At 32.3% G+C, this 15555-nt stretch carries 13 protein-coding genes and 1 tRNA gene; 12 read left to right on the top strand and 2 right to left on the bottom strand.

What is annotated here, in order from left to right:
- The first annotated feature begins 5 nt into the window (after positions 1–5).
- The 12 genes from H518_RS0117160 to H518_RS0117105 all read left to right on the top strand — a co-directional run bounded on the left by H518_RS0117160 (position 6) and on the right by H518_RS0117105 (position 14312).
- Positions 6–2018, top strand: coding sequence for a penicillin-binding protein (locus tag H518_RS0117160; protein ID WP_231891918.1), 2013 nt, complete (start codon positions 6–8; stop codon positions 2016–2018).
- A complete protein-coding gene (locus H518_RS0117155) occupies positions 2019–3485 on the top strand; it encodes a UDP-N-acetylmuramoyl-L-alanyl-D-glutamate--2,6-diaminopimelate ligase (RefSeq protein ID WP_028890214.1) in 1467 nt (488 codons plus the stop codon). It abuts the gene before it with no gap.
- Position 3486: 1 nt separating this feature from the next.
- Positions 3487–4713 carry a phospho-N-acetylmuramoyl-pentapeptide-transferase gene (mraY, locus tag H518_RS0117150; protein WP_028890213.1) on the top strand — a complete coding sequence of 409 codons (1227 nt, stop codon included), beginning with the start codon at positions 3487–3489 and terminating at the stop codon, positions 4711–4713.
- A gap of 1 nt (position 4714) precedes the next feature.
- Entirely contained in the window at positions 4715–6049 is a 1335-nt protein-coding gene (gene murD / locus H518_RS0117145) for a UDP-N-acetylmuramoyl-L-alanine--D-glutamate ligase (protein WP_028890212.1), read from the top strand.
- A gap of 15 nt (positions 6050–6064) precedes the next feature.
- Entirely contained in the window at positions 6065–7255 is a 1191-nt protein-coding gene (locus H518_RS0117140; RefSeq protein WP_028890211.1) for an FtsW/RodA/SpoVE family cell cycle protein, read from the top strand.
- Positions 7239–8330, top strand: a complete 1092-nt coding sequence (gene murG / locus H518_RS0117135; protein WP_028890210.1) for an undecaprenyldiphospho-muramoylpentapeptide beta-N-acetylglucosaminyltransferase — start codon at positions 7239–7241, stop codon at positions 8328–8330. Before H518_RS0117140 ends, murG begins: the two co-directional genes overlap by 17 nt.
- Positions 8330–9676: a UDP-N-acetylmuramate--L-alanine ligase gene (murC, locus tag H518_RS0117130; RefSeq protein WP_028890209.1), complete on the top strand. Its 1347-nt coding sequence runs from the start codon at positions 8330–8332 to the stop codon at positions 9674–9676. The genes murG and murC overlap by 1 nt, the downstream gene beginning before the upstream one ends.
- A gap of 2 nt (positions 9677–9678) precedes the next feature.
- Positions 9679–10419 carry a cell division protein FtsQ/DivIB gene (locus H518_RS0117125; protein ID WP_043707207.1) on the top strand — a complete coding sequence of 247 codons (741 nt, stop codon included), beginning with the start codon at positions 9679–9681 and terminating at the stop codon, positions 10417–10419.
- Complete coding sequence (gene ftsA / locus H518_RS0117120; RefSeq protein ID WP_028890207.1) at positions 10406–11755, top strand: cell division protein FtsA; 1350 nt, start codon at positions 10406–10408, stop codon at positions 11753–11755. Before H518_RS0117125 ends, ftsA begins: the two co-directional genes overlap by 14 nt.
- A gap of 78 nt (positions 11756–11833) precedes the next feature.
- Complete coding sequence (ftsZ, locus tag H518_RS0117115) at positions 11834–13714, top strand: cell division protein FtsZ (protein ID WP_028890206.1); 1881 nt, start codon at positions 11834–11836, stop codon at positions 13712–13714.
- Between the two features lie 68 nt (positions 13715–13782).
- Entirely contained in the window at positions 13783–14229 is a 447-nt protein-coding gene (locus H518_RS0117110) for a GatB/YqeY domain-containing protein (RefSeq protein ID WP_028890205.1), read from the top strand.
- 9 nt (positions 14230–14238) lie between these two features.
- Positions 14239–14312 (top strand) — tRNA-Arg (locus H518_RS0117105).
- Between the two features lie 147 nt (positions 14313–14459).
- Here H518_RS0117105 and H518_RS0117100 read toward each other — a convergent pair.
- Positions 14460–14870 carry a nuclear transport factor 2 family protein gene (locus tag H518_RS0117100; protein WP_028890204.1) on the bottom strand — a complete coding sequence of 137 codons (411 nt, stop codon included), beginning with the start codon at positions 14868–14870 and terminating at the stop codon, positions 14460–14462.
- A 4-nt stretch (positions 14871–14874) separates the two neighbouring features.
- The gene (locus tag H518_RS0117095) at positions 14875–15399 is read right to left on the bottom strand and encodes a TetR/AcrR family transcriptional regulator (protein ID WP_028890203.1); all 525 of its coding nucleotides are present in this window, start codon (positions 15397–15399) and stop codon (positions 14875–14877) included.
- Between the last annotated feature and the right edge of the window lie 156 nt (positions 15400–15555).

Here is a 15555-nt window from a genome sequence, read left to right as displayed (position 1 = left end):
TAAAAATGGTAATAAAGAAAAGTATATTAAACAAGCTCTATGTGGTTGTGGTTTTAATGACGCTTTTCTTCGTGGTTATTGTTTTTAGAATTTTTAATCTTCAGTATGTAGATGGGGATAAATACCGTAAGCTTTCTCAGGAGAAAACTGAAAGAAACGATACCATATTTGCAAATAGAGGTAATGTGTATGCTGCTGACGGTAATTTGTTGGCTACTTCAATGTCAAAGTACACGATTCGAATGGATGTTGTGGCGGTGAAATCAGAAGTGTTTGAGAGAAATATACGAGCGCTTTCTGAAGCTTTATCTAAATTGTTAGGAAAACCAACTAGTTATTATCAGAAAAAAATACGAGAAGCAAAAACGCGTAAAAATCGTTATTTGTTAATTGCTCGTGATATAGGGTATAATGATTATGTGAAGATGAAAAGCTTTCCTATTTTTAAATTGGGGGTTTATAGAGGTGGTTTTATAGCGGAACAAAAAACGATTCGAGTGCATCCAATAGGGAAAATAGCAGCGAGAACAATAGGTTATGATAATTCAAAAGGAGGAGCAGGGATTGAAGGTGCTTTTGCGGATTATATGCAGGGAGAAAATGGTTGGAGGTTAAAGCAGAAGATAGCTAAAGGGCAGTGGAGGCCGATTAATGATGTAAACGAAAAGGAACCTATTGATGGTAGTGATGTTATAACTACAATTGATGTGAATATTCAAGATATAACGCATCATGCATTATTAAAGCAGTTAGAATACTTTGAGGCAGATCATGGTTGTGCGGTTGTGATGGAGGTTAATACAGGTAAGATAAAAGCAATTGCAAATCTTGGTAGAACTTCAAAAGGGAAGTACTATGAGAAAAGGAATTATGCGGTTTGGGAGAGTCATGAGCCAGGGTCTACTTTTAAGTTAGCAAGTTTAATGGCTGCTTTAGAAGATAAAGTTGCTGATACGTCTGATGTTATTGATTGTGAAAAAGGAAAGATTTTTATAAACAATAGGAAGGTAGAAGATAGTAAAAGAGATGGTCATGGTAAAATTTCATTAGCTCGTGTTTTCGAAGTCTCGTCAAACGTAGGAATTGTTAAGGTGATTAAGAAGCATTACGATAAGAATCCAAGAAAGTTTATAAAAAGAATTAAATCATTTGGTTTAGATCAGTTAACAGGAGTTAAGATAAAGGGAGAAGGGAAACCTTATATTCCTAAGCCATCAGAGAAAAGTTGGAGTCCAATTTCGTTAGAGTGGATGGCGTGGGGTTATGGTATTCATTTAACTCCGTTGCAAACATTAGCTTTTTATAATGCTGTAGCAAATGATGGGAAATTGGTGAAACCTTATTTTGTTAAAGAGTTAAGAGTTGGTGCAAAGGTTGAAAAAAGCTTTGGAACAGAAGTTTTGAAAGAGAAAATTGCTACGCAACGTACTATAAATAAGATTCGAAAAGTTATGAAGAATGTTGTGGTTAAAGGAACAGCTAAAAAAATATATTCTTCTAATTTTTCAATGGCAGGAAAAACAGGAACAGCTAAAAAATGGATACCTAAGCATAAAGATAAAGCAGGTAAAACTGTTTATGGTCATTATTCTAATAAAAAATATGTGGCTTCGTTTGCGGGTTTCTTTCCAGCAGAAAGCCCTAAGTATTCTTGTATTGTGGTAGTTCATAGTCCGAAGAAAGAAAAGGGATATTATGGAGCTATCGTTGCAGCACCAGTCTTTAAAGAGATTGCTCAGAAAATTTATACAACAAATCCTGTTAATAATCAATTAGTGTCAGATAAAATTACATCAGCAAGTGTTGATAAAGAATATCAAAACTATTATGAGAAATTAAGAAAGTATAAAACGATTATGCCTAAGGTTTTAGGAATGAGCGGTATGGATGCAATTGCGTTGTTAGAAAATATGGGGATGAAAGTTAAGTTTTCTGGAATGGGAAAAGTGACTGAGCAATCGATAGATAAAGGAGTGAAATTAACAAAAGGAGCAACAGTTTATTTAAAGTTATCATAATTGAAAAATTTAAAAGACATATTATTTAAAGTATCTGTAAATGAAATTTATGGAGATGCTAATGTGCTAATCAATAAGATCCAGTTTGATAGTAGGTTGGTGCAGGATAAAGACATATTTGTTGCTCAAAGAGGAGTTACTGTTGATGGACATCAGTTCATAGAGAAAGCATTGAGTTTAGGTGCAGTTGTTATTGTTTGTGAAAATGTTCCAGTAAATAAAAAAGAGGGAGTAACGTATGTAGGGGTTGAAGATTCTAATACAGCTTTGGCGGTTATGGCTGCTAGTTTTTACGATAATCCATCAACTAAATTGCAATTGGTTGGTGTTACAGGTACAAATGGTAAAACAACTATTGCTACATTACTATATGACTTGTTTAAAAAAGCAGGATATAAAGTCGGTTTATTATCAACGGTTAAGGTGATGGTGGGTAATGAAGAGCATAAAGCAACACATACAACGCCAGATTCATTAGCGATAAATAAGTATTTGTCGTTAATGGTTAAAGAAGAGGTAGATTATTGTTTTATGGAGGTGAGTTCTCATGGAATTCATCAAAAGCGTACCGAAGGTTTGTATTTTGCAGGAGGTGTTTTTACAAATTTATCTCACGATCATTTAGATTATCATGAAACATTTGCAGAGTACAGAGATGTGAAAAAATCATTTTTTGATTCGTTGCCTAAAACAGCGTTTGCTTTGGTGAATATAGATGATAAAAACGGGCAAGTAATGTTGCAGAATACTAAGGCTAATAAGCAAACATACGCGTTAAAAACAATAGGTGATTTTAAAGCAAAGGTTTTGGAAAAGCGTTTTTCAGGAAGTTTGCTAACGATAAATAATATTGAGGTTTGGACGAAGTTAATAGGAGAGTTTAATGCCTCTAACTTATTGGCAATTTATGGTGTAGCAGACTTGTTAGGTTTAGAGAAGTTAGAAACGTTAAGGCTTATAAGTGAGTTAGAAAGTGTTAGTGGGCGTTTTGAATATACTATTTCAAAAGAAGGGGTAACAGCAATTGTTGATTATGCACACACGCCAGATGCACTAAAAAACGTATTGCAAACAGTAAATGATATTCGTACAGGGAATGAAAAAGTGATAACTGTTGTTGGTTGTGGAGGAAATAGAGATAAAACGAAGCGACCTAAAATGGCAATGATAGCCTCTCAGTTAAGTAATCAGGCAATATTTACTTCTGATAATCCTAGAAATGAAGATGCACAGATGATTATTGATGAGATGGAAAAAGGAGTGTCAGCAGAAAATTATAAAAAAACATTGTCAATTTTAAATAGAAGGCAAGCTATAAAAACAGCGTGTAAATTGGCGGTAACAGGAGATATCATATTGATTGCAGGAAAAGGACATGAAAATTATCAAGAAATAAATGGTGTGAAGCATCATTTTGATGATTTAGAAGAAGTAGTGAATTGTTTTAATCAATTAATAAACTCATAGAATGCTGTATTATATATTTCAATATTTAGAAAGTGAATTTAATCTTACTGGGGCGAGTGTGTTTCAGTTTATTACGTTTCGTGCGGCTACAGCTTTTATATTGTCTTTGTTAATTTCAATGATTTTTGGAAAAAAAATCATCAATTATTTAAGAAGACTTCAAGTAGGTGAAACGGTAAGAGATTTAGGTTTGGCAGGTCAGGTTCAAAAAGCAGGAACTCCAACTATGGGTGGAATTATTATAATCCTTGCAACTTTGGTTCCTGTTCTTTTAATGGCGAAACTAGAAAACATCTACATTATTATTCTATTAATAACTACGGTTTGGATGGGATTAATAGGGTTTACCGATGATTATATAAAAGTGTTTAAAAAAGACAAAGCTGGGTTAAAAGGAAAGTTTAAGGTCTTGGGTCAGGTTGGATTAGGGGTGATTGTAGGAACGATGCTGTATTTTCATCCAGATGTAACAATTAAAGAACAGTTGCCTGCTTCACAGCAAATAGTGCAAGAAAACGGAAAGGTAAAAGTGTTTGGAGAGGCTCATAAATCAACAAAAACAACAGTACCGTTTTTAAAAGATAATGAATTAGATTATGCAAAAGCGTTTAATTTTTTAGGAGGTGATTATTCAGGTTATGGATGGATTGTGTTCATATTTGTGGTTGTTTTTATAGTAACAGGGGTTTCAAATGGAGCAAATCTAACCGATGGAATAGATGGGTTGGCAGCCGGAACATCAGCAATTATTGTTGTTGTTTTAGCAATACTAGCATGGATATCAGGAAACATAATTTTCGCTGATTATCTAGATGTAATGTATATTCCTAATTCTGGAGAAATGACCGTGTTTATTTTTGCCTTTGCAGGTGCTTTAATCGGGTTTCTTTGGTATAATACATTTCCTGCTCAGGTGTTTATGGGAGATACAGGAAGTTTAACTATTGGTGGAGTTATAGCGGTTATCGCGATAGCTATTAGAAAAGAATTATTGTTGCCTGTTTTAGCTGGAGTTTTTGTAATTGAAAATCTATCAGTGATACTTCAGGTTTTTTATTTTAAATACACTAAAAAGAAGTTTGGAGAAGGAAGAAGGATTTTTAAAATGGCACCATTACATCATCATTATCAAAAATTAAACTATCACGAAACTAAAATAGTTACCCGTTTTTGGATTGTAGGAATTTTGTTAGCAGTATTAACAATTGTAACCCTAAAATTAAGATAAAATGAAGCGGTTGGTAGTTCTTGGTGGTGGAGAAAGTGGTGTAGGAACTGCATTATTGGGAAAACAAAAAGGGTTTGATGTTTTTGTTTCTGATAAGGGAAGTGTTTCTGATAAATATAAAAAAATATTAGTTGCTAATTCGATTGATTTTGAAGAGAATCAGCATACTGAAAACAAAATTTTTAATGCCAATGTAGTTGTAAAAAGTCCTGGTATTCCTGATAAAGTTGCATTAATACAGCAATTAAATTTAAAAGGAGTAAGCGTAATTTCTGAGATTGAATTTGCTTCTGACTATACCAATGCAACAGTTGTTGGTATAACAGGTTCAAACGGAAAAACAACAACAACAATGCTTTTGGGGCATGTGCTAAAAAAGGCAGGGTTAGAAATAGGTGTTGGAGGAAATATAGGAGATAGTTTTGCGAAGCAGGTTGCTGAGCAGAATTATGAAGAGTATGTATTAGAATTGAGTAGTTTTCAGTTAGACGGAATCGTTGATTTTAAACCACATATAGCGATTATGACAAACATATCGCCAGATCATTTAGATAGGTATGATTATGATTACGATAAATATATAAATTCAAAGTTTCGAATAACAAAAAATCAAACAGAAAACGATTTTTTAATATACGATTCCGATGATGAAGCCATGCAAAATTGGCTAAGTAAAAATAAAACTAACGCAAAAAAAATTCCATTTTCGATAGAGAAAGAATTGGAATATGGAGTTTTTTTAAGGCAAGACAAAATAATTATGAAATTAAAAACAGAGGATATATTAATGAATGTTTCTGAATTAACACTACAAGGAAAACACAATACCAAGAATGCAATGGCTGTAGCTATGGCGGCAAGGTTGTTGAAAGTAAGAAAAGAAGCAATTGCAGAAAGTTTGTCTGATTTTGAAGGTGTTGAGCATCGTTTAGAAAATGTGCAAAGAATTAATGGTGTACAATTTATTAACGATAGTAAAGCTACAAATGTGAATGCTGTTTTTTATGCTTTAGAATGTATGGATAGTCCAACAGTTTGGATTGTAGGAGGAGTTGATAAAGGGAATGATTATACAGATCTATTGCCGTTAGTAAGAGAAAAAGTGAAAGCAATAGTTTGTTTAGGTTTAGACAATCAAAAAATTATTGAAACATTTGGTAGTGTTGTAGATGTTTTAGTGGAAACAGCAGGTGCAGAAGAAGCTGTAAAAGTAGCAAACAAGGTTGCTAAGAACGGAGACGTTGTTTTGTTATCTCCAGCTTGTGCTAGCTTTGATTTGTTTGAGAGTTATGAAGATAGAGGTGATAAATTTAAGGAAGCAGTTAAAAGTTTATAAAAAGAAAATTGATTAATGAAAACCATTTTTCAACATATAAAAGGAGATAGAGCTATATGGGCAATTGTTGCTGTATTGGCTATATTTTCATTTATGCCAATATATAGTGCGAGTACTAATTTAGTTTATGTAGTTGGTAACGGTTCTACTTTTGGGCATTTGGTAAAGCACATTGTATTGTTAATTACTGGATTTGCTGTGATTTATGGGGTGCATAGAATTCCTTATAGATACTTTAGTGGAGGTGCAGTTTTAATGATACCTGTTGTGGTTTTATTATTAGTGTTTACATTGGCGCAAGGAAAAGTTATAGGAGGTGCAAATGCAAGTAGATGGATTCGGATTCCGTTTGTAGGCATTGGTTTTCAAACATCTACACTAGCTGGTTTAGTGTTAATGGTTTATGTTTCTAGGTACTTGGCAAAAAATAAAGAAAAAGTAATTGTATTTCAAGAAAGTTTATTGCAGTTGTGGTTACCGGTAGGTTTAGTATTGGTTTTAGTACTTCCAGCAAATTTTTCGACAACAGCTATTGTTTTTTCAATGATATTGTTGTTAACTTATATTGGTGGATATCCTTTAAAATATATCGGTTATATTGTAAGTATGGGGCTTTTTTCTTTGTTGTTCTTTATACTAGTAGCAAAAGCTTTCCCAGATGCAATGCCAAATCGTGTAAATACTTGGCAGAGTAGAATTGAAGGCTTTTCTAAGCCAGAAGGAAAAGAAAATTACCAAGTTGAAAAAGCAAAAATAGCAATCGCTACTGGAGGTGTAGTTGGTAAAGGACCAGGTAAAAGTGTGCAGAAAAATTTCCTACCACAATCATCGTCCGATTTTATTTATGCAATTATTGTTGAAGAGTATGGATTTGTAGGAGCCATAGTAGTTATGTTTATTTATTTTTTATTGTTGCTTCGAATTTTAATTACAGCAAAAAAAGCAACTACGGTTTTTGCGACATTAATGGTCGTAGGAGTTGGAGTTCCAATTGTTTTTCAAGCAATGATTAACATGGCGGTAGCTGTAAATATATTACCAGTAACAGGGCAAACACTTCCGTTAATTAGTAGTGGAGGTACCTCTATCTGGATGACTTGTTTTGCGTTGGGAATGATATTAAGTGTAAGTGCTTCTAAGAATGAAACTGAAGAAACAATTTTAGATGATAATCCTTTAGATATTTTACATGAAACAGTCGATTAACATTATTATAAGTGGCGGTGGAACAGGAGGTCATATATATCCTGCAATTGCAATTGCGAATGAAGTAAAGTTGCGGTATCCTGAAGCCAACATTTTGTTTGTTGGGGCAAGTGATAAAATGGAGATGGAAAAAGTACCACAAGCAGGGTATGATATTAAAGGGTTGTGGATTTCAGGGATTCAAAGAAAGCTAACTTTTAATAATTTATTATTTCCTTTTAAATTATTAAGTAGTTTATGGAATGCTTATAGAATTATTAAAAAATTTAAACCAAATGTAGTTGTTGGTACTGGTGGTTTTGCTAGCGGGCCTACACTTATGGTTGCTAGTGGTAAGGGAATTCCAACGGTAATACAAGAACAGAATTCATATCCAGGGATTACGAATAAATTACTAAGTAAAAAAGCAAGTAAAATATGTGTAGCTTATGATAATTTAGAGCGTTTTTTTCCAGAAGATAAAATTATAAAAACAGGAAACCCTATTCGGCAAGATTTATTACTTGTTCATGCGAAAAAAGAAGAAGGTGCAGCGTTTTTTGAGTTAGATAAAACAAAAAAGACAATTTTGGTTTTAGGAGGGAGTTTAGGTGCTCGAAAAATTAATCAATTAATTGAAGCGAATCTGGCGTTTTTTAAAGAGCAAGAAGTTCAGTTAATTTGGCAATGTGGTAAGTTGTATTTCGAGGAATATAAAAAATATAATGAAGTTGAGGATGTGCAAGTGCATCAGTTTTTAAATAGAATGGATTTAGCTTATGCGGCAACAGATTTTGTTGTTTCGAGAGCGGGGGCAAGTTCTGTTTCAGAATTATGTGTGGTTGGTAAGCCGACAATTTTTATACCGTCACCAAATGTTGCTGAAGATCATCAAACTAAAAATGCAAAATCTATAGTAGATAAACATGGGGCGATTCTAGTTAAAGAAAACGAACTAGATACTTTTCCTATAGTAATTGAGACATTATTAAAAGATAAAGGAAAGCAGCAAAGTTTAAGTGAAAATATAAATGAATTAGCGTTGCCAAATGCAACGAATGATATAGTTAACGAAATAGAAAAATTAATAGGTTAGTGAATTTTAAAACAATACATAACGTTTATTTTATTGGAATCGGAGGAATCGGTATGAGTGCTATTGCTCGTTATTTTTCTGTAAACGGAAAAAAAGTTTTTGGTTATGATAAAACACCAAGTCCAATAACAAAAAGCTTAGAAGATATTGGGGTAGAAATTCATTTTAATGATGCTGTTAAAAATATACCAATTTCGTGTTTAAATAAGGAGAGTACATTAGTCGTATACACCCCAGCAATTCCAAGTGAGCATGAAGAGCTAAATTATTTTATAAATAATGAGTTTACGCTTTTAAAAAGAGCAGATATTTTAGGTGAAATAACTAAGAATACTTTCTGTTTGGCTGTTGCAGGTACTCATGGTAAAACGACAACATCATCAATTTTAGGGCACATTATGCAGCCTCATAAAGCAACTTCTTTTTTAGGAGGAATTGCAGAGAATTATGATTCTAATTTGATTTTGGGAGAAGATAAGATATCAGTTGTTGAAGCAGATGAATTTGATAGGTCTTTTTTAAAGTTGTCACCAAACATTGCGTGTGTTATTTCTATGGATGCTGACCATTTAGATATTTATGGTGAAAATGAAATATTACAGCAAACATTTAGAGACTTTTCGAATATGGTTTCTGATACTTTAATTGTAGCAAAAGGATTGCCATTAGAAGGGTTGACGTATGCAGTAAATGAATCAGCAGATTATGAAGCACATAATGTTAGGATTGGTAAAGGGAAATATATTTTTGATGTAAAAACTCCAACGGCTGAAATAAAAAATATAGAGTTTAACTTACCTGGAAAACATAACATGATGAATGCTTTAGCTGCTTTAGCAATGGCGGATGTTTATGGTGTTTCATTGAATGATATAAAAGAGCAATTAAAAACTTTTAAAGGAGTTAAACGTAGGTTTTCATATAAGATTAGAACGGAAGACATTGTGTTAATTGATGACTATGCGCATCATCCAACGGAAATAAGTGCTGTCTCAAATTCAATACGCGAAATGTACCCGAATGAGAAAGTATTGGCAGTTTTTCAGCCGCATTTATATAGTAGAACAAAAGATTTTGTTGACGATTTTGCAAATGCACTTTCAAAATTTGATGAAGTTTTATTATTAGATATTTATCCAGCAAGAGAGTTGCCAATTGAAGGAGTTACATCTTCTTGGTTGTTGGAAAAAATGAGCTTAGATAAAAAAAAGCTAGTTATTAAAGAAAAAATAAGTGACGAAATCTTAAAATCTGAGTCGAAAATAATAGCGATGTTAGGAGCAGGAGATATTGGATTGTTAGTAGATAAAGTAAAGGTAGATTTAGAAAAGAAATACAAAAAATAGAAATGAAAAAAGTAGCTACATATTTGTCTTTTTTCTTGTTGTTAGTCTTTTTGGGCTTTTTATACAGCTTCACAACTGCTAGAAATGGTGTAAGAAAGATAGAAGAAACAGTAGTAGAGTTTGAAGCTGGAGATAATAACTTTTTGACACACAGTATAGTTGATAAATTGTTAATACAAAATAAAGAATTTGTTAAAAACCAACCAAAAAGAGTAGTAAATTTACACTTTTTAGAGACGAATGTTTCGGAGAATCCGTACGTTGAAAAAGCAGTTGTTTTTTTAAACGTAAATGGGGTGTTAAAAACCGTGATAAAGCAGCGTAGTCCAATAGCACGTATTGTTGATAAGAGTAAATCTTATTATATTGATAAATATGGAATAGAAATTCCGTTGTCAGTAAATTTCTCAGCAAGAGTGCCATTAGTTTCAGGAATGAAGGAGCCTGAAGATATCAACGAATTAATAAAGCTAATAAAAGTAATTGAGAGTAATGACTTTTTAGTGAAAGAAATTATTGCAATTCAAAAAAATACTCAAAAGGAATATGTTTTTACTGTTCGTAGCGGGGCGTATAAAATTATTTTTGGGAAGCTTAAAAATGAAAATGAGAAAATAAAAAAACTTATTGCATTTTATAATAAAGCATTGGTCGATAAAACGATTAAAAATTATAAGACAATAAATGTAAAATACCACAACCAAGTTGTGTGCACAAAACAAAGTCTAGATGGAGAACAATAAAATAGCAGTAGGTTTAGATATTGGTACAACCAAAATTGTTGCCATGATTGGTCGTAAGAACGAATACGATAAATTAGAGGTTTTAGGTATTGGTAAAGCCAAAAGTTTAGGTGTAAAAAGAGGTGTGGTAAATAACATTACGCAAACAATTAAATCTATACAACAAGCCATTGATGAAGCAGAAAGTGTTTCTGGGCAGAAAATAGAAAATGTAGTTGTTGGTATTGCAGGGCAACATATTAGAAGTTTACATCATAGTGATTATATTACGAGAGAAAAATCGGATGAAGTAATTAATGATGATGATATTGAAAGTTTAGTTGGTCAAGTTCATAAATTGGTGATGCTTCCTGGTGAAGAAATTATTCATGTATTGCCTCAAGACTATAAAGTAGATAGTCAGTCGGAAATTAAAGAGCCGATAGGAATGTATGGCGGACGATTAGAAGCTAATTTTCATGTCGTAGTTGGTCAAGTTTCGTCTATTAGAAACATAGGTAGATGTGTGAAAAGTGCTGGTTTAAGTTTGTCAGACATTACTTTAGAGCCTTTAGCATCAGCATCAGCAGTATTAAGTCAAGAAGAAAAAGAAGCAGGAGTTGCTTTGATTGATATAGGTGGTGGTACCACCGATTTAGCAATATTTAAAGACGGTATTATTCGTCATACAGCAGTAATTCCTTTTGGAGGAAACGTAATTACTGAAGATATTAAAGAAGGTTGTTCAATAATTGAAAAACAAGCGGAATTATTAAAAGTTAAGTTCGGATCTGCATGGCCAGGAGAAAATAAAGAAACTGAAATAGTTTCAATACCTGGATTAAGAGGAAGAGAGCCTAAAGAAATTACGCTTAAAAATTTATCAAAAATAATTCATGCTAGAGTTCAAGAAATTATCGAGCATGTATATTTAGAAATAAAAAATTATGGGCACGAAACACAAAAAGGAAAATTAATTGCAGGTATTGTTTTAACAGGAGGTGGATCTCAGTTAAAGCATTTACGTCAGTTAGTAGAATATATTACTGGAATGGACGTTCGTATTGGATATCCTAATGAGCATTTAGCAGGTGAGTCTGATGAAGTTTTATCAAGTCCATCTTATGCAACAGCAGTAGGATTATTGATGGAAGGTTTACAAAAGAATTCTTATGAAAATGAGAGAGTAGAAATTATAGATGAAGACATAAGAGTTAAGGATAAAGAAAACATTGAAACGGAATTCGAATCAGAACAAGTTTTAAATGATAACAAGCACGTTACAAAAGATAAGTCTAAATCTATTTTTGAAAAATTTACAGAAAGATTCAAAGAGTTTTTAGACAACGCAGAATAAATAAATATAAATAGACATTCTTTTTTTTGTCCCCTAAAAGAGGGAATGTTAGTGAATAAGAATAAAAAAAATAGGAGTATGAGCACAGAATTAAACAACATTTCATTCGACATGCCAAAAACACAATCGAATGCTATTAAGGTTATTGGAGTTGGTGGGGGAGGTAGCAACGCAGTAAATCACATGTTTAGTCAGCAAATTCACGGTGTGGATTTCGTAATTTGTAATACAGATGCGCAAGCACTTGAAAATAGTCCGATACCTAATAAAATTCAATTAGGGGCGCACTTAACATCAGGTTTAGGAGCAGGAGCAAATCCAGAGGTTGGTGCACAAGCAGCAGCTGAAAGTATACAAGAAATTCAGCAAATGTTAAGTACACATACCAAAATGGTGTTTATCACTGCTGGTATGGGAGGTGGTACAGGTACTGGTGCTGCACCTATCATTGCTAAAATAGCAAAAGATATGGACGTTTTAACGGTTGGTATCGTTACAATGCCTTTTCAGTTTGAAGGAAGAATGCGTACCAAGCAGGCTCAAAACGGAATAGATGAATTACGTAAAAATGTAGATTCACTTATTGTTATTAATAATAACAAGTTAAGAGAAGTTTATGGAAATTTAGGGTTTAAAGCTGGGTTTTCTAAAGCTGATGAAGTTTTAGCAACTGCAGCAAAAGGTATTGCAGAGGTAATAACACATCACTACAAGCAAAATATAGATTTACATGATGCTAAAACGGTGCTTTCTAATAGTGGAACTGCAATTATGGGGTCTGCTAAAGAAACAGGTGTAGATCGTGCTAAGAATGCTATTGTAAAAGCATTAGATTCTCCATTATTAAATGATAATAAAATTACAGGAGCTAAAAACGTATTATTATTAATAGTTTCTGGTGTTAACGAAGTAACTTTAGATGAAATTGGAGAGATTAATGATTATATTCAAGATGAAGCAGGTTATGATGCAAACATAATCATGGGAGTTGGTGAAGATGAATCATTAGAAGATGGTATTGCAGTAACAATTGTTGCTACAGGTTTTACAGCTGATCAACAAGGAACTATTACGAATACTGAGATAAAAAAAATTGTTCACACTTTAGAAGACGAACAAAAGGCTACGTATAACTTTGGAGAGCAAAAAGTTCAAGTTGCACCAACGATTAACGAACCTCTTTCAGTACCAACAACACCAACAAAAGTTGTTCATGTATTAGAAGAAGAGGTTGAAGAGCCAAAAGAACCTAAGTTAGGTTTAATTCCAACTACTGAAGTTTTAAAAAATGTAAATGTTGTATATGACGAAATTGCTGTTGAAACAATTTCTGAAGACGATTTTATCATTACTAATATTACAGAGCAAAAAATAGTTCAAAAAGAAGTAAAACAGCAACCAATTCAACAAGATTTATTGTTTGATTTACCTGTTAATTCTTATGAAGAAATAGAACCGGTTAACGAAGTTGCTGAAACTACGAATGAAATAAAAAACATTAATGTAACAGCTGAAGAAATTAAACCTCAAGTACGTGAAGTTGAAAAACGTTATGTATTAGATGATTTTAATGCACAGCCAACTATTGGAAAAAGCTCTACACCTGTTATAAAAGAAGAAGTTGAAGAAGCGTTACAGTTTGAAGTAAAAACAAAAACTGAAGATAAAAATAATAATATTGAAGCTTCAGGTGAGGAGGTTTCTCCTTTAAGTATTACAATTTCTGAGTTGCAAAAGAGAACGCAAGAAAGACGTGATAAAATGAAAGGTTTTAATTATAAATTCAACGATCAAGTAAGTAAAAATATTGATGAGATTGAACGTCAACCAGCCTATAAAAGATTAGGGGTAGATATTAATACCGATTCAGAAATTAGTAAGTCAGATACTGCTTTAAATACAGATAACAACGACTTATTACGTTCAAATAATTCATTTTTACATGATAATGTAGATTAATAAAAAAAGTAATAAAATTTTAAAATTCCCGATTCGTCGGGAATTTTTTCATAAAAAAAATTATAACTATGAGTTTGCAAAAACAAGTAATGGATAAGATGAAAGAAGCTATGAAATCGAAAGATAAAGTAGCTTTAACAGCTCTTAGAGCATTAAAATCTGCTTTTATGTTGGCGAATACCGAAACAAGTTCTGGAGTGATTTCTGAAGCAGATGAGTTAAAAATTGTTCAAAAGCAAGTTAAGCAACGAAAAGATAGTGCAGATATTTTTTCTGAACAAGGAAGAGACGATTTAGCTGCTCCTGAATTAGCAGAAGCTACTATTTTAGAGCAATTTTTACCAGAAGCTTTATCTAATGAAGAGATTGAGAAAGTTGTAAAAGAGGTTATTACCAAAGTAGGTGCTTCAGGTATGAAAGATATGGGTAAAGTTATGGGTATGGTATCTAAAGAATTGGCAGGACAGGCTGATGGAAAAACCATTTCAAGCATTGTTAAGCAAACTTTAGCTTAAAATAATATTGGCCTCGTAGTTCAACTGGATAGAATATCAGATTTCGGCTCTGATGGTTGGGGGTTCGAATCCCTTCGAGGTCACATTTTGTATTAAATAACCTCTTAATAAGACAATTATTAAGAGGTTATTTGTTTTATCATGTGTAAATATAAAGCCCTTTAGTGTATTGAGCTTAATTGTGATAATTTCGTGTAGGTTGTTATAGGAGAGATTTAGGCTATTATATTTTACAAGTATCTATCTTGTTCTTTTATTTCATGGTCATTAATACTAGCATATCTTTTTTTCATTAGGCCATTTTTGTCAAATTCCCAGTTTTCATTACCATATGCTCTAAACCATTGTCCTTTTTTATTTTGATATTCGTATTCAAATCTAACCGCAATTCTGTTTTTTGAATGTGACCAATATTCTTTCTTTAGTTTATAGTTTAATTCATTTTCCCATTTGTCTGCTAAAAAAGTTACAATTTCTTTTCGCCCAGTAACAAATGTACTTCGATTTCGCCATTCACTATCAATTGTATATGCAAGACTTACTTTTTCTGCATTTTGAGAATTCCAGGCGTCTTCTGCCATTTTAATTTTTTGCTTTGCTGTATCCAATGTAAATGGAGGAAGAGGATGTTTCTGTTCCATAATATTATAATATATTATTAATTATTGTTTTCGATTTTTCTATTAATTCGTTGGACTTGAAAAGTTGACTTTCTATAATAGAACTTTCAAAAAGTAAATAAACGTGAGCAGACAGTAATTCATCTTTAATTAGTTCTTTAAAGAAGTTTCTTAAATCCTTTTTGTGGTTTTGGATGATTATGAATATTCTCTCTTGATCTTCGGATATTTCTGAAATAATATTTAAAAAACTACAACCTCTGTAATTTTCTTTTTGATTCATATACATTAAAAAATCAAATGAACTTAGTATTTTCTCTTTTGAGATTTTAACTGTAGAAACAAACTTTTGTAATTCAGAGAACCAATATTTATGTCTCGTGTTTAAAAATTCAGCACATAAATCATCTTTAGATTTAAAGTGTTGATAGAAGCTTGCTTTTGCAACTTTTGCCTCTTTTATTATCTGGTTAATACCTGTTTTATTATATCCTTGATGATGAAATAAGGTTAAACTAACATCTAATATTCTCTCGCGAGGAGTACTCATATTTTTTTATTTATTAAACAAAGGTATAAATTTAAATACAGTCAGACAAGTCTGTCTGTATTTAAATAATGTAAAAACTATAGGTGAGAGTATTTATATCTTAGAAGGGGAAAATTGGGTTATTACGTATTTTTGTTTTAGCGTAAATTTATAAAG

The organism is Tenacibaculum ovolyticum DSM 18103 (assembly GCF_000430545.1).
Taxonomy (GTDB): domain Bacteria; phylum Bacteroidota; class Bacteroidia; order Flavobacteriales; family Flavobacteriaceae; genus Polaribacter; species Polaribacter ovolyticus.
This window is presented reverse-complemented; position numbering and strand designations above follow the sequence as displayed.

Coding starts and splice junctions, on each gene's coding strand:
- ftsA (WP_028890207.1), top strand. CDS start 10,406: ATGGAGAACAATAAAATAGCAGTAGGTTTAGATATTGGTACAACCAAA.
- H518_RS0117095 (WP_028890203.1), bottom strand. CDS start 15,399: ATGAGTACTCCTCGCGAGAGAATATTAGATGTTAGTTTAACCTTATTT.
- murD (WP_028890212.1), top strand. CDS start 4,715: ATGAAGCGGTTGGTAGTTCTTGGTGGTGGAGAAAGTGGTGTAGGAACT.
- ftsZ (WP_028890206.1), top strand. CDS start 11,834: ATGAGCACAGAATTAAACAACATTTCATTCGACATGCCAAAAACACAA.
- H518_RS0117160 (WP_231891918.1), top strand. CDS start 6: ATGGTAATAAAGAAAAGTATATTAAACAAGCTCTATGTGGTTGTGGTT.
- mraY (WP_028890213.1), top strand. CDS start 3,487: ATGCTGTATTATATATTTCAATATTTAGAAAGTGAATTTAATCTTACT.
- H518_RS0117125 (WP_043707207.1), top strand. CDS start 9,679: ATGAAAAAAGTAGCTACATATTTGTCTTTTTTCTTGTTGTTAGTCTTT.
- H518_RS0117110 (WP_028890205.1), top strand. CDS start 13,783: ATGAGTTTGCAAAAACAAGTAATGGATAAGATGAAAGAAGCTATGAAA.
- murG (WP_028890210.1), top strand. CDS start 7,239: ATGAAACAGTCGATTAACATTATTATAAGTGGCGGTGGAACAGGAGGT.
- H518_RS0117140 (WP_028890211.1), top strand. CDS start 6,065: ATGAAAACCATTTTTCAACATATAAAAGGAGATAGAGCTATATGGGCA.
- H518_RS0117100 (WP_028890204.1), bottom strand. CDS start 14,870: ATGGAACAGAAACATCCTCTTCCTCCATTTACATTGGATACAGCAAAG.